Source organism: Kitasatospora mediocidica KCTC 9733 (assembly GCF_000744225.1).
Classification (GTDB): domain Bacteria; phylum Actinomycetota; class Actinomycetes; order Streptomycetales; family Streptomycetaceae; genus Kitasatospora; species Kitasatospora mediocidica.
This window is the reverse complement of sequence record NZ_JQLN01000007.1, coordinates 300,600-321,518: the sequence shown is the minus strand read 5'-3', so window position 1 is coordinate 321,518 and position 20,919 is coordinate 300,600. Positions and strand designations below refer to the sequence as shown.

At 72.2% G+C, this 20,919-nt stretch carries 20 protein-coding genes; 14 read left to right on the top strand and 6 right to left on the bottom strand.

Going from position 1 to position 20,919, the window contains the following annotated elements:
- Nucleotides 1–19: 19 nt before the first annotated feature.
- Nucleotides 20–1,252 carry an alanine racemase gene (locus BS80_RS31830; protein ID WP_035804711.1) on the bottom strand — a complete coding sequence of 411 codons (1,233 nt, stop codon included), beginning with the start codon at nucleotides 1,250–1,252 and terminating at the stop codon, nucleotides 20–22.
- 90 nt (nucleotides 1,253–1,342) lie between these two features.
- Between BS80_RS31830 and BS80_RS31825 the strand changes: the two genes are divergently transcribed.
- The gene (locus BS80_RS31825; protein ID WP_035804709.1) at nucleotides 1,343–2,125 is read left to right on the top strand and encodes an SseB family protein; all 783 of its coding nucleotides are present in this window, start codon (nucleotides 1,343–1,345) and stop codon (nucleotides 2,123–2,125) included.
- A 4-nt stretch (nucleotides 2,126–2,129) separates the two neighbouring features.
- Here BS80_RS31825 and BS80_RS31820 read toward each other — a convergent pair whose 3' ends face one another.
- The gene (locus tag BS80_RS31820) at nucleotides 2,130–2,504 is read right to left on the bottom strand and encodes a DUF1844 domain-containing protein (RefSeq protein WP_035804707.1); all 375 of its coding nucleotides are present in this window, start codon (nucleotides 2,502–2,504) and stop codon (nucleotides 2,130–2,132) included.
- A 454-nt stretch (nucleotides 2,505–2,958) separates the two neighbouring features.
- On the opposite strand from BS80_RS31820, the gene infC reads away from it, so the two are divergent.
- The 12 genes from infC (at nucleotide 2,959) to BS80_RS31760 (ending at nucleotide 15,487) form a co-directional block, all read left to right on the top strand.
- Nucleotides 2,959–3,714 (top strand): translation initiation factor IF-3, encoded by a 756-nt coding sequence (gene infC, locus BS80_RS31815; RefSeq protein WP_232246791.1) that lies wholly within the window; start codon nucleotides 2,959–2,961, stop codon nucleotides 3,712–3,714.
- 141 nt (nucleotides 3,715–3,855) lie between these two features.
- Nucleotides 3,856–4,050, top strand: coding sequence for a 50S ribosomal protein L35 (gene rpmI, locus BS80_RS31810; RefSeq protein WP_035804704.1), 195 nt, complete (start codon nucleotides 3,856–3,858; stop codon nucleotides 4,048–4,050).
- A gap of 104 nt (nucleotides 4,051–4,154) precedes the next feature.
- The gene (gene rplT, locus BS80_RS31805; RefSeq protein ID WP_035804702.1) at nucleotides 4,155–4,550 is read left to right on the top strand and encodes a 50S ribosomal protein L20; all 396 of its coding nucleotides are present in this window, start codon (nucleotides 4,155–4,157) and stop codon (nucleotides 4,548–4,550) included.
- Nucleotides 4,551–4,651: 101 nt separating this feature from the next.
- Nucleotides 4,652–5,527: a TrmH family RNA methyltransferase gene (locus BS80_RS31800; RefSeq protein ID WP_035804700.1), complete on the top strand. Its 876-nt coding sequence runs from the start codon at nucleotides 4,652–4,654 to the stop codon at nucleotides 5,525–5,527.
- Between the two features lie 46 nt (nucleotides 5,528–5,573).
- Nucleotides 5,574–6,701: a sensor histidine kinase gene (locus tag BS80_RS31795; protein WP_035804698.1), complete on the top strand. Its 1,128-nt coding sequence runs from the start codon at nucleotides 5,574–5,576 to the stop codon at nucleotides 6,699–6,701.
- Between the two features lie 211 nt (nucleotides 6,702–6,912).
- On the top strand, nucleotides 6,913–8,034 hold the full coding sequence (pheS, locus tag BS80_RS31790) for a phenylalanine--tRNA ligase subunit alpha (protein WP_035804696.1): 1,122 nt from the start codon (nucleotides 6,913–6,915) through the stop codon (nucleotides 8,032–8,034).
- A complete protein-coding gene (gene pheT / locus BS80_RS31785) occupies nucleotides 8,034–10,553 on the top strand; it encodes a phenylalanine--tRNA ligase subunit beta (protein WP_035804693.1) in 2,520 nt (839 codons plus the stop codon). Before pheS ends, pheT begins: the two co-directional genes overlap by 1 nt.
- 132 nt (nucleotides 10,554–10,685) lie before the next feature.
- Nucleotides 10,686–11,417, top strand: a complete 732-nt coding sequence (locus BS80_RS31780) for a DUF7873 family protein (RefSeq protein ID WP_035806449.1) — start codon at nucleotides 10,686–10,688, stop codon at nucleotides 11,415–11,417.
- 474 nt (nucleotides 11,418–11,891) lie between these two features.
- Nucleotides 11,892–12,959: a phosphatidylinositol-specific phospholipase C domain-containing protein gene (locus tag BS80_RS31775; RefSeq protein ID WP_035804692.1), complete on the top strand. Its 1,068-nt coding sequence runs from the start codon at nucleotides 11,892–11,894 to the stop codon at nucleotides 12,957–12,959.
- Between the two features lie 151 nt (nucleotides 12,960–13,110).
- A complete protein-coding gene (locus BS80_RS31770) occupies nucleotides 13,111–13,644 on the top strand; it encodes a hypothetical protein (protein WP_035806448.1) in 534 nt (177 codons plus the stop codon).
- Between the two features lie 26 nt (nucleotides 13,645–13,670).
- Nucleotides 13,671–14,894, top strand: a complete 1,224-nt coding sequence (locus BS80_RS31765; protein WP_035804690.1) for an MAB_1171c family putative transporter — start codon at nucleotides 13,671–13,673, stop codon at nucleotides 14,892–14,894.
- The gene (locus tag BS80_RS31760; protein WP_035804688.1) at nucleotides 14,891–15,487 is read left to right on the top strand and encodes a phosphatase PAP2 family protein; all 597 of its coding nucleotides are present in this window, start codon (nucleotides 14,891–14,893) and stop codon (nucleotides 15,485–15,487) included. The genes BS80_RS31765 and BS80_RS31760 overlap by 4 nt, the downstream gene beginning before the upstream one ends.
- A gap of 5 nt (nucleotides 15,488–15,492) precedes the next feature.
- Here the strand turns inward: BS80_RS31760 and BS80_RS31755 are convergent, their stop codons facing one another.
- Nucleotides 15,493–16,398 carry a helix-turn-helix domain-containing protein gene (locus BS80_RS31755; RefSeq protein ID WP_035804686.1) on the bottom strand — a complete coding sequence of 302 codons (906 nt, stop codon included), beginning with the start codon at nucleotides 16,396–16,398 and terminating at the stop codon, nucleotides 15,493–15,495.
- 289 nt (nucleotides 16,399–16,687) lie between these two features.
- Nucleotides 16,688–17,557 (bottom strand): 3-hydroxybutyryl-CoA dehydrogenase, encoded by an 870-nt coding sequence (locus BS80_RS31750; RefSeq protein ID WP_035804684.1) that lies wholly within the window; start codon nucleotides 17,555–17,557, stop codon nucleotides 16,688–16,690.
- A gap of 233 nt (nucleotides 17,558–17,790) precedes the next feature.
- Here BS80_RS31750 and BS80_RS31745 point away from each other — a divergent pair, with 233 nt between their 5' ends.
- Complete coding sequence (locus BS80_RS31745; RefSeq protein WP_035804682.1) at nucleotides 17,791–18,609, top strand: SDR family NAD(P)-dependent oxidoreductase; 819 nt, start codon at nucleotides 17,791–17,793, stop codon at nucleotides 18,607–18,609.
- Nucleotides 18,610–18,627: 18 nt separating this feature from the next.
- On the opposite strand, the gene BS80_RS31740 is transcribed toward BS80_RS31745, so the two are convergent.
- Together BS80_RS31740 and BS80_RS38300 are read right to left on the bottom strand one after the other, a co-directional pair.
- Entirely contained in the window at nucleotides 18,628–19,527 is a 900-nt protein-coding gene (locus tag BS80_RS31740) for a polysaccharide deacetylase family protein (RefSeq protein ID WP_035806446.1), read from the bottom strand.
- A gap of 109 nt (nucleotides 19,528–19,636) precedes the next feature.
- Nucleotides 19,637–20,884 (bottom strand): M23 family metallopeptidase, encoded by a 1,248-nt coding sequence (locus BS80_RS38300; protein WP_051967477.1) that lies wholly within the window; start codon nucleotides 20,882–20,884, stop codon nucleotides 19,637–19,639.
- Nucleotides 20,885–20,919: the final 35 nt, after the last annotated feature.

Sequence of the window (20,919 nt, the reverse complement as noted above, 5' to 3'; positions counted from 1 at the left end):
GCCTACAGCCGGGCACGGCCTACAGGAAGGTCAGGCCCTCGCCGCGGTAGGTCGGCACGGTCCGCACCACCCGGTCGCCCTCGATCAGCTGGAGCTCGGCGAAGCGCTCGCACAACTCGCCCGCCTTGGCGTGCCGGAACCAGACCCGGTCGCCGATCAGCAGATCGTCGGCCGGCGAGCCGAGCAGCGGCGTCTGCACCTCGCCGGCCCCCTCCTGGGGGTCGTAGCGCAGCCCCTGCGGCAGGTAGGGCACCGGCGAGCGGTCCGGGCCGGCCGCGCCCGAGGCGGGGTAGCCGCCGCCGAGGACCGTCACCACGCCCACGCCGGGCCGGCGGACCACCGGCTGCGCGAACAACGCGGCCGGACGGCCTTGGAAGGCACGGTAGTTGTCGAAGAGCCGGGGGACGAAGAGCCCGGAGCCGGCCGCCACCTCGGTCACCGCGGCCTCCGCGACGGTGCTCTCCACGCTGCCGGTCCCGCCGCCGTTGACGAACTCCAGGTCCGCCACCTGACGCAGCGTCCGGACCACCGCCGAGCGCCGGTCGGCCAGTTCGGCCCGCGCCTTGGCCTGCATCAGCTGGATCATGCGCGAGCGCAGCGGCCGCCCGGCGATCCGGTCGCCGACGCCCGCGATGTGCCCCTCGTACGCCATCAGGCCGACCACCCGGAAGCCCGGCCGGTTCTGCACCAACTCGGCGAAGGCGCGCAGGTCCTGCGGCGTGCGCAGCGGCGAGCGCCGTGCGCCGACCCGGACCCGGCCGCCCAACAGGTGGAGCGCGGTGTCCAGTTCGAGGCAGACCCGGACCTCCTCGCGGCCGGCCCGGGCGGCGTCGACCAGGTCGAGCTGGGCGGGGTCGTCCAGCAGGACGGTGACGGCGGCGGCAAGTTTGGGGTCGGCGGTCAGCTCGGCGAAGCCGGCCCGGTCGGCGGACGGGTAGGCGAGCAGGACGTCCTCGAAGCCGGCCCGGGCCAGCCAGATCGACTCCGCCAGCGTGAAGCTCATCAGCCCGGCGAACCCCTCGCGCGCCAGCACCCGTTCCAGCAGCGCCCGGCAGCGCACCGACTTGCTGGCCACCCGGATCGGTTTGCCGGCCGCCCGGCGCACCAGATCGTCGGCGTTGGCGTCGAAGGCCGCCAGGTCGACGATCGCCAGCGGCGCGTCCAGGTGGGCGGTGGCGTGGTCGTAGCGCGCGCGGTCGGCCGCGGGGGAGGAGCTGGTGCGGGCCGCCGGGGACGAGGTGAGGTGGGCCATGGGCGCAGACTGCCACAGACTGCTACCCGGGGGTAGGGATTCGACGCGTCCCGGTACGGCCGCCCGGGCCGCAGCCGTTAGGCTCGACCGGTGGACCGCAAGAACATCCCTGACCCAGGCTTCGCCGGCGACGACGGCCGCGCCGATCCGGCTCTCGCCCAGGCCCTGGCCGGCTGGGCGGCGCAGCGCGAACCGGCCGCCGAGACGGCCCTGCTGGCCGCGCTGCCGGCCGCCCGGCTGATGGTGCCGATCGTGGCGCTGCTCGGCGAGGTGGAGACCGACGCCGCGCGCGAAGCGAAATGGGGGTCCGCCCGGCCGAAGGCCGGGGGACTCAAGCACGAGAAGACCAGCGACATGGCGGTCCCGGTGATCGAGGCCGCCGACGGACGGCGCGCGCTGCCCGCCTTCACCTCGCTGGAGTCGCTGGCCCGTTGGCGGGCCGACGCACGCCCGGCGCCGGTGGCCGCGCCGCAGGCCGTCCTGGCCGCCTACGCGGAGCGCGCGGACGCGCTCTTGATCGACCCGGCCGGGCCGGTGACGTACGAGCTGACGGGGGCCCGGATGCGCGCGGTCGCCGAGGGCCGGGCCTGGCTGCCGCCGGTCCGCGACCCGCAGGTACTGGAGGCGCTCAGCGCGTTGCTGGCGGCCGAGCCCGAGGTGCTCCGCGCCGAGCTGCGGCCGGGCACCGAGACGGACGCGGTGCTCGCGCTGGGGGCCGCGGCCGACGCGGCGGTGCCGGCACTGGCCCAGCGGCTGGCCGGCGCGCTGGCGGCGGACCCGGTGCTGCGGGTGCGGCTGGGGCGCGGCCTGGACCTGGCGCTGCTGCCCGCGGGCACCGAGCCCGCGGGCACGCTGTTCTACCAGAAGCGCTGAGACGTCAGGAGTAGACCGGCCCGGTGAACTTCTCGCCCGGCCCGGTGCCCGGGGCGTCCGGCACCAGCGAGGCCTCGCGGAAGGCCAGCTGGAGCGACTTGAGGCCGTCCCGCAGCGGCGCGGCGTGGAAGTTGCTGATCTCGGGGGCGCCGGCGGTCACCAGCCCGGCCAGGGCGGTGATCAGCTTGCGGGCCTCGTCGAGGTCCTTGTCGGCCGCGCCGCCCTCGGCGAGGCCGCACTTCACGGCCGCCGCGCTCATCAGGTGCACCGCGACGGTGGTGATCACCTCGACCGCGGGCACCTCCGCGATGTCGCGGGTGAGGTCGTCGAAGCCGATCGCGTCGTCCGTGGAGACGCTGTCGGTGGGCTCGCTGCTCAAGAGGGGCTCATTCCTTAGGGGTGGATCCGTACCTCTGGGAGCGTACAAGGGCCGCTCACCGGGACGGGAATAACGCTTCTCCCCGGAAGGCTGGTAAGCTTCGAGACTGACCGGCCAGGAACCCCTGTGGAACCTGGCCAGCAAGTGGAGGCTCCACCCAGGAGGCCCGAGAGGGCAACCATGAAAGTCTCCCACCTGATCGGCCTCGCGGTCGATGGGTCCCGGTCCGCGGCAGGTGCCTCAGGGCGTCCGCCGCCAGCGGCGTCCAGACGGATGCCGCCCCCGGTCGTGTGGAGCCCCGCCTGTTCGCCGAGCGGGGCTTTTTTCGTGTCGCGGTGCGCTGGACGCCAGACTGCAGCGCAGCACGAATGAAGCCCCGCCCAGTGGTCGAGTCCACTACGTGCGACCGCCTCCCTGACGGCCGCATCGCAGAAGGTGCAACCAAGGAGGCCCCATCAGCACCGAGCCCCGCATCAACGACCGGATTCGCGTCCCTGAGGTGCGACTCGTCGGTCCCAGCGGCGAGCAGGTCGGCATCGTGCCGCTTGCCAAGGCGCTGGAGCTTGCGCAGGAGTACGACCTCGACCTGGTCGAGGTCGCGGCGACCGCCCGGCCGCCGGTGTGCAAGCTCATGGACTACGGCAAGTTCAAGTACGAGTCGGCCATGAAGGCCCGTGAGGCGCGCAAGAACCAGGCGCACACGGTCATCAAGGAGATGAAGCTCCGGCCGAAGATCGACCCGCACGACTATGACACCAAGAAGGGTCACGTCGTCCGGTTCCTCAAGCAGGGTGACAAGGTCAAGATCACGATCATGTTCCGCGGTCGTGAGCAGTCCCGCCCCGAGCTGGGCTTCCGACTGCTGCAGCGGCTGGCGAACGACGTCCAGGACCTGGGCTTCGTGGAGTCCTCGGCCAAGCAGGACGGCCGTAACATGATCATGGTTCTGGGCCCGCACAAGAAGAAGACCGAGGCGATGGCCGAGGCCCGTGCGCTGGCTGACGCCCGCAAGGCCGAGCGCCAGGGCCGGAACACCGGTTCTGACGACGCCGACGACCTTGAGCTCGACGACGACGCAGCCCTTGAGGCGGAGAACGCGGCGGCTGAGGCCGAAGCGGAAGAAGCCGAAGGCGAAGAGGACGAGGCGGAGGACGGCGAGGACATCGCCGCCGACGCCGAGAAGCCGGCTGAGGTCGCTCAGGACGCCTGAGCCCCAGGGCTCCGGCCGGTCCGAGTGATCTGGCCACCACGGTGCCAGGGCGCCCCGCCCCGGCACCGGAGTACACCCAGCGCCCCTGCCCGCGTGGTCACCCACGCGGGCCAGGGCGGACCGACGAGGAGAGACGGCGATATGCCGAAGCAAAAGACGCACAGCGGCGCCAGCAAGCGCTTCAAGATCACGGGCTCGGGCAAGGTGCTGCGCGAGCGTGCCGGCCGTCGCCACCTGCTGGAGCACAAGCCCTCCACGCTGACCCGCAAGCTGGCCGGCACCGTCGTGGTGGCCCCCGCGGACGTCAAGAAGGTCAAGAAGCTTCTCGGCAAGTGATCCCGCCGTGGCCCCAGGGCCGCGGAATCCGGCTGATCCTTACCGACCCAATCGATTGACGGACCGCGTGAAGTAGTCCGTGGTCCAACCCAAGGAGTAATGAAGTGGCACGCGTCAAGCGGGCAGTAAACGCCCACAAGAAGCGCCGGGTCATCCTTGAGCGGGCGAAGGGCTACCGCGGCCAGCGGTCGCGCCTTTACCGCAAGGCCAAGGAGCAGGTCACCCACTCGCTCGTTTACAACTACAACGACCGCAAGAAGCGCAAGGGTGACTTCCGTCAGCTCTGGATCCAGCGCATCAACGCTGCGGCCCGTGCCAACGGCATGACCTACAACCGCTTCGTGCAGGGCCTCAAGGCCGCCAGCATCGAGATCGACCGCAAGATGCTGGCCGAGCTGGCCGTCCACGACCCGAACGCGTTCGCGTCGCTGGTCGAGGCTGCCCAGAAGGCGCTGCCGACCGACGTCAACGCGCCGAAGGCCGCTGCCGACGCCGCCTGATCCCTCCCAGGATCACCGCACCGCAATCAGACCCGCAGGTGGCTTCAGCCTGCGGGTCTGATCTGTCTTCCCCTCCAGAGAAGCGAGACCAGCGCACCCTCATGGCCGGTACCGACATCCCCCTGCTCAGCTCGCTGCGCTCGCCGCGCGTCATCGCCGCCCGCAAGCTGGCCCGCCGGGCGCAACGCGGCAAGGACCGACGCTTCCTGGCCGAGGGCCCGCAGGCGGTCCGCGAGGCGGTGGCGTTCGGACTGCTGCCGGGCGGCGACCAGCACGCCGTGGTGGAGGTCTACCTGACGATGGAGGCCGCCGAGCGGCACGCCGACCTCGTCGAGGCCGCCGAGCGGGCCGGCCTGCCGGTGCTGACCGCCACCGACGAGGTGATCGCGGAGATCTGCGACACGGTCACCCCGCAGGGCATCGTGGCGCTCTGCCGCTTCCTGGACACGCCGTTCGAGGAGATCCTGCGCTCCCGCCCGCGACTGGTCGCGGTGCTCGCGCACGTCCGCGACCCCGGCAACGCCGGGACGGTGCTGCGCACGGCCGACGCGGCGGGTGCCGACGCGGTGGTGCTCACCGACGCCTCGGTGGACCTCTACAACCCCAAGGCCGTGAGGGCCTCGGTCGGCAGCCTCTTCCACCTGCCGGTGGCGGTCGGCGTCCCGGTCGAGCAGGTGGTGGCCGAGCTGCGCGCCGCGGGGGTGCGGGTGCTGGCCGCCGACGGCGCGGGGGAGCGCGACCTGGACCAGGAGCTGGACGAGGGCACGCTGGGCGCGCCGACCGCCTGGGTCTTCGGCAACGAGGCCTGGGGCCTGCCGGAGGAGACCCGCGCACTCGCCGACGAGGTGGTGCGCGTGCCCATCCACGGGCACGCCGAAAGCCTCAATCTCGCCACGGCCGCCGCCGTGTGCCTCTACGCCTCGGCCCGCGCCCAGCGTTCGTCCGCAGGGTGTCGCGCCCCGGGTGCGGAGCGCTAGGGTCGTCTCGTCGGTGGACGGGTGGGCTCGGATGGGGAGGACACCCATGGTCGGCAGCGAGGATCGGCCAGGGCCGGCGGCGGCGCCGCCGATGGACCCGGACGAGCTGCCGGACGGCCTGGTGATCGCCGACGAGCGGGGCCGGGTGGTCTGCTTCAACCGGGCCGCCGCCCGGCTGACCGGCTTCGGCGCGGCCTCCGTGCTGGGCCGGCCGCTGGACGAGGTGCTCCCGCTGGAGGACCTCGACGGCCGCCGCTGGTGGCCGCTGACCGATCCGTACGGCGGCCTGGCGATCCGCACCCGCCAGCCCGAGCGCAACCTGCTGCTGCCCGGCGGCCGTGAGGTGCTGGTCTCCGCCCAGTACGTCCGGGAGCGCCCGCGCGGCCCGGTGCTGCGGGTGCTGGTCGCGCTGCGCGGCACCGAGGCGCGCCGGCGCACCGAGCGGGCGCACGCCGAGCTGATCGCCACCGTCGCGCACGAGTTGCGTTCCCCGCTGACCAGCGTCAAGGGCTTCACCGCGACGCTGCTCAACAAGTGGGAGCGGTTCACCGACGGCCAGAAGCGGCTGATGCTGGAGACCGTCAACTCCGACGCCGACCGGGTGACCCGGCTGATCGCCGAACTGCTGGACATCTCCCGGATCGACGCCGGCCGCCTGGAGCTGCGCAAGCAGGTGGTCGACCTCGCCAAGGCGGTGCACCGGCACGTGGCCGGCAAGATCGCCGCGGGCATCCCGGAGGACCGTTTCGACATCCGGATCACCGACGGTCTGACCCAGCAGTGGGCCGACCCCGACAAGATCGACCAGGTGCTGGCCAACCTGCTGGAAAACGCGGTGCGCCACGGCGAGGGGACTGTCACCATCGAGGTGGCACCGGCGAAGGAGATCGTCGAGGCCGCGTCCTGGGAGCACCCGGGCACCCCACCCCGTTTCGTGGAAGGCACAGCGGTCACCGTGAGCGACGAAGGCAGCGGCATCCCCGAGGAGTCGATGCCGCGCGTCTTCACCCGCTTCTGGCGCGGCAGCAAGCGCGGTGGCACCGGCCTGGGCCTCTATATCGTCAAGGGCATCGTGGAGGCCCACGGGGGCGCCATCAGGATCGACCGCGCCCCCGGTGGCGGCGCGCGGTTCCGATTTATCCTGCCCGCCGCAGTGCCCGACTTCATGTCCTGAATCCTGGACGGTGGGCCCGGCGGGCGGTGGAAAAGCAGGCGCCAGGCGCCCTGCGACTACACTCGACCTGGTGTAACGCCCTGTGCGGCTGAGCCGCGGACACCCTCCCCGTGCATGCGGTGGGATCGGTCTGCCCGCGCCCCGGCCACGCAGGGCGTAGCCGATGGAAATGACCTGAGCACGGACGAGCTGGAGCACGGGAAAGATAGAGATGTCCGCACCCAATAAGTCGTACGACCCGGTGGAGGTCGAGGCATTGAAGCCCGAAGAGGTCGAGCGAGCCCGGGACGAGGCGATCGCGGCCTTCGCCGCGGCGACCGGCCTCGACGAGCTGAAGCAGGCCAAGGTCGCGCACACCGGCGACCGGTCGGCGCTCTCGCTCGCCAACCGCGAGATCGGCGCACTGCCCCCGCAGGCCAAGGCTGCGGCCGGCAAGCTGATCGGCCAGGCCCGTGGCGCGGTCAACCAGGCGCTGGCGAAGCGTCAGGCCGAGCTGGAGGCGGAGCGCGACGCCCGCGTGCTGGTCGAGGAGGCGGTGGACGTCACGCTGCCGTTCGACCGTGCCCCGCGCGGCGCCCGGCACCCGCTGACCACGCTGGCCGAGCGGATCGAGGACACCTTCGTCGCGATGGGCTACGAGGTCGCCGAGGGTCCCGAGGTCGAGGCGGAGTGGCTCAACTTCGACGCCCTCAACCTGGGCCCGGACCACCCGGCCCGCTCGATGCAGGACACCTTCTTCGTCGCGGCCCCCGACGGCTCGCCCGACTCGGGCGTCGTGCTGCGCACCCAGACCTCGCCGGTGCAGATCCGGACCATGCTCGACCGCGAGCCGCCGATCTACGCGATCTGCCCCGGCCGGGTCTACCGGACGGACGAGCTGGACGCCACCCACACCCCGGTCTTCCGGCAGGTCGAGGGCATCGCGGTGGACGAGGGCATCACCTTCGCCGACCTCAAGGGCACCATCGAGCAGCTGGTCTCCAAGCTGATCGGGGACGAGCTGGAGCTGCGCTGGCGGCCTTCGTACTTCCCGTTCACCGAGCCGAGCGCCGAGGTGGACCTGCAGTGCTTCGTCTGCCGGGGCGCCAGCGTCGGCAACCCGGACCGGCCCTGCCGCACCTGTTCGTCCGAGGGCTGGATCGAGCTCGGCGGCTGCGGCGTGGTCAACCCGCGGGTGCTGATCGCCAGCGGTGTCGACCCGAACCGCTACAGCGGGTTCGCCTTCGGCCTGGGCCTGGAGCGGATCCTGATGAATCGTCACAACGTCGCCGACATGCGCGACATGGTCGAGGGTGATGTGCGCTTCACTCTCCCGTTCGGGATGGAGATCTGATGCGCGTCCCGCTTTCCTGGCTGCGTGAGTACGTCGACCTGCCCGCCGGTGAGACCGGCCGCGACGTCGCCGAGCGGCTGATCCGGGCCGGCCTGGAGGTCGAGACCGTCGAGCAGCTCGGCGGCGACCTCAAGGGTCCGCTGGTGGTCGGCCAGGTGCTGTCCATCGAGGAGTTGACCGGCTTCAAGAAGCCGATCCGGCACTGCTGGGTGAACGTCGGCGACGCCAACGGCACCGGCGAGCCGCAGGAGATCGTCTGCGGCGCCCGCAACTTCGCGGTCGGCGACAAGGTCGTCGTGGTGCTCCCCGGCGCCGTGCTGCCCGGACCGTTCCCGATCGCCGCGCGGCAGACCTACGGCCACACCTCGGCCGGCATGATCTGCTCGGCGCGCGAGCTCGGCATGGGCGACGACCATGACGGCATCATCGTGCTGCCGCCGGAGTTCGAGCCCGGCACCGACGCGATCGAGCTGCTCCAGCTGGTCGACGAGGTGCTGGACATCGCGGTCACCCCCGACCGCGGCTACTGCCTCTCGATGCGCGGGGTGGCCCGCGAGGCCGCCGCCGCGTACGGGCTGCCGCTGGCCGACCCGGCGCTGCTGGACGTGCCGCCGGCCAACTCGTACGGCTACCTGGTCAAGGTCGCCGACCCGGTGGGCTGCGACCGCTTCGTGGCCCGCACGGTGACCGGCATCGACCCGGCCGCCCAGTCGCCGATCTGGCTGCAGCGCCGCCTGCAGAAGATGCACGTGCGGCCGATCTCGCTGACCGTCGACATCACCAACTACGTGATGCTGGAGGTCGGTCAGCCGCTGCACGCCTACGACCGCAACCGGGTGGACGGCCCGCTGCAGGTCCGCCGCGCGAGCGAGGGCGAGCAGCTCACCACGTTGGACGGCGTCAAGCGCAAGCTCTCCGCCGACGACCTGCTGATCTGCGACAACTCCGGGCCGATCGGCCTGGCGGGTGTCATGGGCGGCGCCTCGACCGAGATCCTCGACGCGGTGACCGACCCGGAGACCGGCGAGGTCACCGGCTCCACCGAGGTGATCATCGAGGCCGCGCACTTCGACCCGGTCGCCGTCGCCCGCAGCGCCAAGCGGCACAAGCTGCCGTCCGAGGCCTCCAAGCGCTTCGAGCGCGGGGTGGACCCGGAGGCGTCCCGCGCCGCCGCCCAGCGCGCGGTGGACCTGCTGGTGCTGATCGCCGGCGGCACGGCCGAGGCCGGTGTCACCGACATCGCGGCCCCGCGCCCGATGCGCACCATCACCATCGCCGCCGACCTGCCCGACCGGGTGGCCGGCACCGAGTACGGCCGCGAGACCGTCACCCGGCGCCTGCAGGAGGTCGGCTGCGCGGTCTCCGGCTCCGACGTCCTGGAGGTCACCCCGCCGACCTGGCGCCTGGACCTCACCGACCCCAACGACCTGGTGGAGGAGGTCATCCGGCTGGAGGGCTACGACAACGTCCCCGCCCGGATGCCCACCGTGCCGCCGGGCCGCGGTCTGACCGAGGCCCAGCGGATGCACCGCCGGGTCGGCGTGGCGCTGGCCGCGGCCGGCTACGTCGAGGTCAACAACTACCCGTTCCTCGGCGACGCGGCCTTCGACGCGCTGGGCCTGGCGGCGGATGACGAGCGCCGGCGCACCGTCAAGCTGGTCAACCCGCTGAACGACGAGGAGCCGGCGCTGCGCACCACGCTGCTGCCGGGCCTCCTCGCCACCCTGCGGCGCAACGTCGGCCGTGGCAACACCGACCTGGCGATCTTCGAGGCGGGCCTGGTCTTCCGGCCCAAGCCCGAGCCCGTGGTCGCGCCGCGCCCGGCCGTCGACCGCCGTCCCACGGCCGAGGAGCTGGCCGCGCTGGACGCCGCGCTGCCCGACCAGCCGCGCCGGATCGCGGTCGCGCTGGCCGGCGAGCGGCAGCCGGCCGGCTGGTGGGGCGCCGGTGCGCCGTCCGGCTGGGCCGACGCCGTCGAGGCGGCCCGCACGGTGGCCCGCGCGGCCGGCGTGGAGCTGGAGGTCCGTCAGGACCAGCACGCCCCCTGGCACCCGGGCCGTTGCGCGGCGCTGTACGCGGCGGGCACCGACCGGCTGGTCGGCCACGCCGGCGAGCTGCACCCGCGGGTCGTCAAGGCGCTGCACCTGCCGGAGCGCACCAGCGCGATGGAGCTGGACCTGGACCTGCTGAGCGCCGACGGCGCGCGGACGGTCGAGGGCCCGGCGGTCTCCGGCTTCCCGGTGGCCACCCAGGACGTCGCGCTGATCGTTGACCGCGACGTCCCGGCGGCCCGGGTGGAGCTGGCGCTGCGCGAGGGCGCGGGTGAACTCCTGGAGGCCATCCGGCTGTTCGACGTCTTCGAGGGCGAGCAGGTGGGTGCGGGCAAGAAGTCGCTGGCGTACGCGCTGCGGTTCCGCGCCACCGACCGCACGCTGACCGCCGACGAGGCCTCGACCGCCCGCGCGGCGGCGGTGGCCTCCGCCGAGGCCCGTACGGGCGCGGTGCTGCGCGGCGCGTAGCACGATGCCAGGGGCCCCGGACCGCAGTTGCGGTCCGGGGCCCCTGGCGTTCCCGGCCGGATGCCGGATGCCGGATGCCGGATGCCGGAAAAGGGCGGGCGAATGGCGCTCGAACACTGGTACGTTCTGCGGGTGCCGAAGCTGAATCAGATCATCGCCGTCGAAAAGGGCGTCAAGTCCAAGTCCTTCCAGGAGCTGACCCAGGCTCACCAGGACCTCCAGAAGCCTGCGTTGCTGGCCGGGATCTCCCGGACCTACCAGCCCAAGGACGAGGAGGGCGAGCAGCTGCCGCCCGAGTCCAGCCGGGTCCAGATCAAGGCCGAGGACATCCTGCGGAGCACCGCGGCGACGCTCACCCGGCTCTTCGACGTGACCGCCACCAAGGACTGGGCCAACCGCAGCGCCAGCGCGGACGTGGTGGTCGACGGTGTGGTGCTGCTGGCGCAGGTGCCGGTGCCCTACCTGCTCTTCCTGGAGAAGCAGCTCGCCGACCTGCACACCTTCGTGCGCAAGCTCCCGGTGCTGGATGCCGCCGAGTCGTGGAACCTCGACCCCTCCACGGACTCCTGGAAGACCGACGCGGTGCGCACCATCCGCACCAAGAAGGTCCCGCGCAACCACGTGAAGGCCGAGGCCACCGAGAAGCACCCGGCCCAGGTCGAGGTCTACTACGAGGACATCCCGGTCGGGTACTGGACGACGGTGAAGTTCTCCGGCGCGCTCCCGGCCCGCCGGGTGAACGAGCTCGCGGAGCGCCTGGAACGGCTCCAGCAGGCCGTCAAGTTCGCCCGCGAGGAGGCCAACAGCGCCGAGGTGACCGACCAGCGGATCGGTGACGCGGTGTTCGGCTACCTCTTCAGGTAGCCTCATGATCGCCCCCCGTGCAGACGGTGGGGTGCGCTGAAGGGCGCAAGCTGAAGCTGATGTTGAAGCTGACCCAGGGGTCACAGTGGAGGTTCGAATCCTCCCCCCGGCACTTCCGGCCGGGGTAGCCCAAGCCAGGCAGAGGCAGCCCCTTGAATCTCAGATTCTCGCTCCAGTCTCAGTATTCGCCGCCGAACGCCGGATCGACCGGGTGTGGACGATTATCGATGGGTGCGGGTTCAAATCCCGCCTGTGCCTCTTCCATGGCACGGTAGTTCAACGGGAGAACACCTCGATTTCAGCATGATCCACACTCTTCAACGTGTCGGCGTGAGCAATTGGGCGGCACACCTCGGGCCCGGGAGCTGGATACGTTCCCGGGCCCTCCTTCGTTCCCCTGGCGTTCACCGGTCCGGTCCATGATGCTGTCGACTGATCAGTCCACGTCAAGGCAACGAGAGTTGAGGCCTCCGCATGCGTCTGCCCCGGGTTCGTACCCTCACGTCCGCCCTGCTGGCCCTCCCACTGGCCCTTCCGCTGGCCCTGCTGACCCCGACCGCCGGCGCCGCGGCCGACGGCACCGGCTCGCTCTCGCTGGCCGCGGCGACCACCGTCGGCATCCACAACACCTACGACCAGGGCGCCTACACCTACCTCGCCCAGGCGCTCGACTCCGGCAGCTCGCTGATCGAACTCGACACCTGGTTCAACGTCTTCACCCACCACTGGAACGTCAGCCACGCCAACCCGCTCGGCGACAGCAACAACTGCGTGCAGGCCAAGGCCCCGGCCGACCTCTACACCGGCAGCCGCAGCCAGGACCTGGACAGCTGCCTGGACGACCTGCGGGTCTGGCTCACCGCCCACCCCGACCACCCGCCGGTGATGGTGAAGTTGGAGATGAAGGCGGGCTTCGACCAGACCATCGGGATGGGCCCCGCCGCGCTGGACGGCTACATCGCCCAGCACCTGGGCAGCCTGGTCTACAAGCCGGCCGACCTGCTGCGCAAGCCCGACGGCAGCAGCTACCCCGACCTGGACACCGCGGCGAAGGCCGGCAACTGGCCGACCAGGGACGCCCTGGCGGGCAAGGTGATCATCGAGGCGATCCCCGGCACCGTCGAGGAGGCCAACCCCTTCGACCACCTGTGGACCGACACCGAGTACGCCCAGTACCTGCGCGGCCTCGCGGCGGCCGGCACGATCGGCAACGCCGAGATCTTCCCCAGCGTCCTGGGTGCCCAGGCCGGCGACCCGCGCACCCGCTACCCCGACGCCACCCTGCGCCCGTGGTTCGTGGTCTTCGACGGTGACGCGGCCACCTATCTGAGCAGCTCCGACACCGCCTGGTACGACCGCAGTCACTACCTGGTGGTCACCACCGACGCCCAGAACGTCGCCCCCGCCATCGACGACACCAACCCGACCGTCGACCAGGCCCGCGCCCGGGTCGCCCAACTGGCCGCCGCGCACGCCAGCTTCGTCAGCTCCGACTGGCGCACCCTGACCACCGTCCTGCCGGAGGTCCTCCCCAGGGGCTGATCACCGTGCGTGATGTGACGTCGCGTTAACTGGAATGCACCTTCCGGTCCGAAGGCCCGGTGAACCCTCCTCCGCACGGGTGTCCTAAGTTGTCTGTCCGGGTCCGGGACAGCTGCTGCGGGGGAGGGGAGGCGTGGTGAGTCCGTTCTCGATGCGCCGACTCCGCAAGAGCTGCGAGGCGAAGCTGGCCGATCTGCCGCTGCCGGTGCCGTTCACCATCGCCGGCCTGGTGGCGAACATCGAGGCGGCCCGCGGCCGGACCATCGAACTGGTCCCGATCGACGACCGCGGCACCGACCTGCGCACGGCCTGCGGCCTGCGGGTCAAGACCGAGACGCACTCGTTCATCCTCTTCCGGCGCCGCCCGACGCAGAACCAGACCGACCACGTGAAGCTCCACGAGCTGGTGCACGAGTGGTTCGACCACGGCACCAGCCTCACCGCCGAGGAGCTGCGGCGCTACGTGCCCCCCGCGCTGCACGAGAGCCTCGTCGAGCGGCTCGGGCGCGGCGGGATCGTCCAGGCCCGCGCCCGCTACGACACGGTCGAGGAGCAGGAGGCCGAGTTGTCGGCCTCGCTGATCAAGCGCATGGTGCGCCGCCAACTCCCGCTGGGGGACGACATGGTCAGTCTCCTGGAGTCCACCCTGTCCCACCCGGTCGCACCCCCGCGCGGCCGCAAGTAGTACGAAGTCGAAGGAGCAGCAACCCTGTGCTTGGTTTCTGGGCGTACGCCGTCGCCGCGACGATGACCGCCGTCGCCGTCTGGCGGCTCCCCGCGGTCCTCTACGGCGACTCGCACCGCCGCGCGCTGTGGGGCTGTTACGTCGGGTTCGCCGCGGCGCTGTGGCTCAAGAGCCCGGCCGTGGAGTCCTGGCTGAACAACTCGCCGATCGTCGACCTGTCGATCCTGCTCAAGCACTACGTGAGCACGGCCGCGCTGCTGGCGATCCTCACCTACGTGGTGGCCAGCTACGGCCGCAGCGACGAGGCGGTGATCCCGCGTCACGTCGCCGTCGCGCGCTGGATCGAGCGGGTGGCCTGGAAGGCGGCGATCGGCCAACTGGCGCTGATGACCGTGCTGTTCTTCACGGTGGTGAACCGCTCCCACCCCAGCGTGGACTTCGTCCCCGACCATGCCGGGCAGTGGGGCGCGAGCACCTACGAGAGCATCTTCTACATCTACCTCGGCGCCTCCTCGGCGGTCACCTGCTACCAGTGGTCCAGCGCGGCGCGCCGCGCCGAGACCCGGCTGCTGCGCACCGGACTGGTGCTGATGGCGGTCGCGATGGCCATCGGGGTGCTCTACGTCTTCATCCGGACGGCGTTCATGTGGGTCGCCGTGTTCCACCACCTGAGCCACGGCTTCGACGACGGCCTGGGCAAGTTCACCGAGGCGATGCAGATCGTCCTGTTCTTCCTCTTCGCCGTGGGCGTCAGCATCCCCACCACCGACGCCGCCGCCACCCGCTGGCGCTCCTGGCGGACGCTGTGGCGCCTCTACCCGCTGTGGCGGGACCTGATGACGGCGTTCCCGGGCACCGCCCTGCAGCCGCCCGCGAGCCGGTGGCGCGAGGCGGCCCGGACCTCGCCGCCGCTGGACGTCCGGCTGGACCGCTGCACCCAGGACATCGCCGACGCCGTCGACCAGTTGCGCCACTACGCCCCGCCGACGCTGCTCTTCGCGGCGGAGGACGCCGCCGCGGCCGGTGCGGACCCGCAGCCCGCCGCCGAGGCCCTCTGGATCAGGGCCGCCCTGGCCGCCGTCGCCGCCGGCGAGCGCAACGACGAGGCGTCACCCGCGCTGCCCAGCAAGCCGATCAGCGACAGCGACGCGGAGGCATCCTGGCTGCTGCGCGTCCAGCAGGCCTACGCGCAGGCCGACCCCGACCAGGCCCGGGAGCTGCGCGAGGCCGCCAAGGAGTACGCCCGGTGAGCGGCACCGAGACCTCCGCGCAGAGCGCCGTGACGGCCGTCGCCCGGACGGTCACCGACGTCCTGCAGCCACGCAACGTGCTCCTCGCCGGGCTGACCGGCCTCGGCATCGCGGCGGCCGGTGACTGGACCGGCGCCGCCTGGGGGCTGTTCGCCGCCCTGTGCGCGGGGCTGGTCCCGGCCGGCTACATCGACTGGGAGCGCAAGCGCGGCACCTGGGGCGACCGGCACGTGGTCGACCGCACCAAGCGGGCGCCGATCTTCTTCGTCATCCTCGGCTCGATCGGCTGCGGCAGCCTGGTGATGCTGCTGGGCCACGCGCCGCACGACATCCTGACCTCGATGATCGCGCTCTGGGCGATGACCGTGGTGCTGCTGACCGTCAACACGGTCTGGAAGATCAGCGTCGACAGTGCGGTCGCCTCCGCGGTGGTGGCGATGCTGGCCGCGGTGCAGTCGCCGTGGTGGCTGGCGGCCTACACGCTGGTGGTCGCGGTGTGCTGGTCGCGCGTCGCGCTGACCTACCACACGGTGGCGCAGACGGTGGCCGGTGCCTCGCTGGGGCTGGCCACCGCCGGTGTCTGGCTGCTCTGAGCGCGCTACTTCGGGCCGTTGCCGGGGATGTGACCGCGCCGCAGGGCGGCCACCAGTTCGTTGATCTTCGCCATCGCCTGGGCCGACAGTCCCTCGCCCTGGTCGCCTCGCGCGGCCAGGGCCAGGCCCGTTCCGTGCACCATCAGGCGGATGCCCTCGACGACCTGGCGCTCGACCTGCTCGTTGGACTGGAAGAAGAGCGGGGAGACGCCGAACACCTCGGAGAGGCCCTCGTACAGCAGGCTCTCCGGCACGCCGGCCAGCACCTCGGCCGGCGGCCGGGCGCCGGTCCGCAGCGCGCGCACCTGCTCCTCGCCGAGCAGCTGCCGGGCAGCCTTGGCGTTGACGGTGGCGCAGATCGCCGCGTCCGAGGGGCGTTCGGCCGGGCTGAAGGTGTGCTCCAGCAGGTAGGTGATCTTCTCGGCGAGCGTCTGCGGCGCGGGTGCGGGTGCGGGTGCGGGAGCCGCCGGGGCCGCCGGTTCGCTCGGCGTGAAGACCCCGAAGGACCGGTCCTGGGCGGCCAGCAACTGCGCCTCACCCACCCGGTAGGCCTGCGCGAGACTCGGGACGTAGCCGGGGTCGAGCCGCCGCACGCCGCGCTCGGCGTTGCTCACCGGGATGTGGGACTTCGTCCCGATCAGCTCGCCGGTCCGGTTCTGCGGGTAGCCGGCGTCGCAGCGCAGATCGGCCAGGTCGGGTTCGCCGTCCCGGGGGAAGAGCTCGTCCAGCCCCCCGCCGAGCGCGGCGGCGAGGGCCGGCAGCCGGTCGGGCTCGGGAAAGGTCTCGCCACTCTCCCACTTCGCGATCGTGGGCCGCTTGACGCCCAGTGCGTCCGCCAGCTCGGCCTGGGTGCGCTCGGCGGCTCGGCGCATTCGACGGAGGTCGTGGCCGTCAAAACGGCGGGCAGGCATCCCGATGCTCCTGGTGGCGGTGGACGGCAGGTGGACGGCGGTGGGTGGCGGCCGCCGCGGACGGCGGCGACCGACGGGGAACGTCGGACTATCGGCTTGATAGCCAAGGGTACATAAAGTACTGTCCGCTATCGAGGATTCCCGCAGAACCCTTCACCGGTCATCCGGCGGGCTCCGCGCTGTCCTCGTTCCCGCAGTACCGCGTCAGGCGTACCACCGTTGCGCCGACCGGTGGGAGTGGGCCCGTACAGGGGTCGGGCTCACTCCCGCCGGAAGGACTGACGCAGGGTCAGGACGTCGCGGTGTAGTCGTAGAAGCCACGGCCGGACTTGCGGCCGAGCAGGCCCGCGTCGACCATCCGGGAGAGCAGCGGGGGAGCGGCGTACAGCGCTTCCTTGTACTCGTGGTACATCGAGTCGGCGATCGAGGCGATGGTGTCCAGGCCGATCAGGTCGCACAGCCGCAGCGGGCCCATCGGGTGGGCGCAGCCGGCCTCCATGCCCTTGTCGATGTCCGAGGCGGTGGCGACGCCCGACTCGAACATCCGCACCGCCGACAGCAGGTACGGCACCAGCAGCGCGTTCACCACGAAGCCGGCCCGGTCGCGGGCCCGGATCGGCTCCTTGCCGAGGACCTGGACGGCGAAGGCCTCGACCCGCGCGGTGGTCTCGGCGGAGGTGGTCAGGGTCGGGATGACCTCGACCAGCCGCTGCACCGGGGCGGGGTTGAAGAAGTGCAGACCGATCACCTGCTCGGGCCGCGAGGTGGAGGCGGCGAGCTTCACGATCGGGATGGAGGAGGTGTTGGAGGCCAGCACCGCGTCCCGGCGCTCCATCACCTGGTCCAGCTTCTGGAAGATCTGGATCTTGATGTCCTCGCGCTCGGCCACCGCCTCGACCGCCAGGTCGCGGTCGGCGAAGTCGGCGAGGTCGGTGGTGAAGGAGAGCCGGCCCAGGGCCTCCTCACGCTGCTCCTCGGTGAGCTTGCCGCGCTTGACGGCGGTGTCCAGCGAGTTGGTCAGCCGGTTGCGGCCGAACTCCAGGGCATCGCCGCTGGCTTCCGAGACCAGGACGTCCAGTCCGGCCCGGGCGAACACCTCGGCGATGCCCGATCCCATGAGGCCGCAGCCGACCACTCCGACGCGCGCGATGTCGCTCACTCATCTGCCTTTCAAGATTCCGCCGGGCGGGATCGCCGCCCATGTCGTTCGACCGTACTACTCCGAGCGGCTGAATCCTCCACTCGCCCTGCTGTTCGGCCGATCGGATGAGGTGGTCGCGCTTGCCCGTGTGGCCGAGCGCACGCGTCCGGCGCGCGGGCGCATGCTGTCGGCCGGGGCCCGGCGTCCCGGCCCCGGCGCCTGCCGGGGCGTGGCGGACAGGGAGCGCGAGCATGCGGAGCGGCAGTCTGGAAGGGCAGGTGGCGCTGATCACCGGCGCCGGACGGGGCATCGGCCGGGAGATCGCGCTCGGCCTGGCCGCCGAGGGCATGGCGGTGGGCCTGGTCGGGCGCACCCAGGACCACCTGATCCGGACCCTGAAGGACTGCGTGCGGCTCGGCGCCCGGGGCGTCGCGCTGTCGGCGGACGTCGCCAGGCCCGGCGCGGTGCGCGAGGCGGTGCGCAGCATCGAGCGCGACCTGGGACCGATCGACCTGCTGGTCAACAACGCCGGTCAGATCGACCGGGCCGAGGAGCCGATCTGGGAGGTCGACTCGGCCCAGTGGTGGCAGGTGCTTGAGGTCAACCTGCGCGGTCCGTTCAACCTGATGCGCAGCGTGCTGCCGGGCATGGTGGAGCGTCGGCGCGGACGGATCCTCAACCTCAGCTCCGGTTTCGCGCTGCGCCCCGACGGCCACTACACCGCGTACGCGACGTCCAAGGGCGCGCTGCTCCAGCTCTCCGACAACATCGCCGACTCGCTGGCCGAGCACGGGGTGGTGGTGCTGGACATCAGTCCGGGCGCGGTGGCCACCGACATGACCGCCAGGATGCCGATGTTCGCGGGGATGAAGGAGTGGAACAGCATCCCGTACATGGTGGCGGTGGCGGTGGACGCCGCGCGCGGCCGGTTCGACGCCCTGCACGGGCGGTTCGTCCACGCCGGGCGGGACAACCTGGAGCTGCTGGTCGCCCGGGCCGACGAGATCCGCGCGCTGGACGCCCGCACCCTGCGGCTGCGCCCGTACGGGGCTGACGACCCGCTGGCCTGAGCGTGTGCCCGGCCGGGCTCAGGCCATCAGCTCGCTGGCGGTCACCGCGCTCAGGCCGCGTTGCCCGAGCGCGTCCAGCAGGCTCGGCAGGGTGTCCACGGTGCCCTGGTGGCCCATGTGCAGGGCGATCACCGACCCAGCCTTCACCGAGGCGAGGATCCGGCGCTGGACGACGTCGCCGCCCGGGTCGGTGTAGTCGCGCGGGTCGAGGCTGAACGAGAGGCAGTGCTCGTAGCCCACCTTGCGGGCCTGCTCCTTCACCCGGGCGGTGGCGTACTGGGCGGCGGAGGGGCGGAACCAGCGGCCGATCGAGCCGGTGAGCTCCTGCAGCCGGTCGGCGCAGTCGGAGATCTCGGCATACGCGCGGTCGGCCGACATGCTGCTGATGTCCAGGTGGTTCTGGGTGTGGTTGCCGAGCTCGTGCCCGCCGCTGAGGATCCGTTTGGCCATCTGCGGCTGCTGGTCCAACCAGGTGCCGACGGCCAGCACGGTTACCCGGGCGCCGTGCTGTTCGGCGGCCTCCAGGATGGCGGTGGCCAGGTCGGGATCGCCCTGGCCGTGGAAGGTCAGGGCGACCTGCGGGCGGTCGCCGGTGCCGTTGACCACCTCGAACGGGGTGTCCTCGGCGAGTGGCGTCAGCACCGGCGGCGTCGGACCGGCGGGGCTGGGCGAGGCGGCCGGGGCGGCAGGCGTCCCGGCCGCGGCCGCCGCTGCCGCCGGGGCGGGCGGCGCCGGTGGGTCGGAGCCGGCGACGGGGCGCGGCGCGGCGGGTGGTCGGCCGACGGCGGAGAACGAGGTGGGCAGCGCTCGGCCCGCGCCGGCGGTCTCCTTCCCGCAGGCAGGGAGAAGGGTGCCCGCCGCGGTGAGAGCGGCCAGCTGGGCAGCGGTACGCAGAATTCTGCGGCGGTCGACAGTCATCGCGGTCAGCATAAATACGACATATCGACCGAGCGATTCGGCGCCGGACCGCATCGTCGGACGCCGCCGGTTCTCCCCAGGCGCTCCCCGGCGCGCGCGGCCCTCCCGGTCAGCGGTCCAGTCGGTGCCCGCGCAGCAGCTGCCGGCCGGGCCGGTGCGCCATCCGCAGCGGCACCGGCCGGACGCCCTCGGCCGTGCGGGCTATGGCGTGGATGTGCAGATGCGGCTCGCTGGTGTTGCCCGAGTTGCCGACCCGGCCCAGCGGCTGACCGGCCACCACGACGTCTCCCGCGCGCACCCGGACACTGCCCAGCCGCAGGTGCGCCAGCAGGATCTCCACCGGCGCCGCGGGGTCGGTGCCCGGCCCCGGATCAACCCGCAGCGCCACGTGGTTGCCGACCGGGGGCTGGCCCTGCTGCGGACGGTCCTCGAACGGGCTGATGGCGGCGGGTTGGTCGTCGAAGCCGTCGACGGCGGTGAGCACCGTGCCGTCGACGGGGGAGGCCACCAGCTGCCCGTAGCTGTGGTAGCGCTCCAGTGACCTGGGCGCCAGACCGGTGGCCCGGGTGCCGGAGCGTCCGAGTGCCATCAGGTCCAGTGCGTAGCGCTGCACCGGGTGGCCGGTGTGGTGGTTGGTCGCGCGGCCGCCGCCCTGGAACACGTGCACGCGCTGTCCGGGCAGCGGGTTGCCGATCAGCACCGGCGGCTGGGCGGTTCGCGGTTCGCGGCGGGTGGCCAGCGTGCCCACCGCGCCCAGTACGGTGCTGACGCAGAGCAGCAGGCGCCAGTCGCCCGGCGAGCCGGTGGGCAGATCCGGCAGGCGCAGCGCGCCGAACAGCGCGAGCAGGACCGTCAGGACGGCCGTCCCGGCGCGGACCCGCCCGCCGAACCAGGCCCACGGTGCGCGGAACCAGCCGGCCGCCAGCAGCGCCGCGGTGGCGGCCAGCGACTCCAGGGCGGCCGAACGGTTGCCGTCCGTCAGGCAGTCGGCGGCCAGCAGGAGCGGGGCGAGCGCCGCCAGGACGCCCGCCGCCGGGTTGAGCAGCCGCAGCCAGCCGGCGGGTACCCGGGTGCCCGCCGTGGAGCCGAGCCAGAGCATCGCGATCCGCTGCTGCCCGTCCAGGCCGATCAGCACCGGGAAGGACCCGTGGGTGAACTCCGCCCGGTAGCGCCCGGGGAGGCGGTCCGCGGTGACGGACCGGAGGTCCCCGTAGTGGGTGCGGACCTCTTGGTGCAGCGCCGCCAGTTCCGCCTCACCGACCTGGCGCACGAAGTCCGGTGCGAACAGCCCGGGTTCGAACCGGTCCCCGGTTAGGAAGCCTTCCAGACAGCGCTGTTCGTCCTCGGCAAGGCTCATCCCCGTGGTGTCCGTTCTGTCCCGCACGTGCGTGC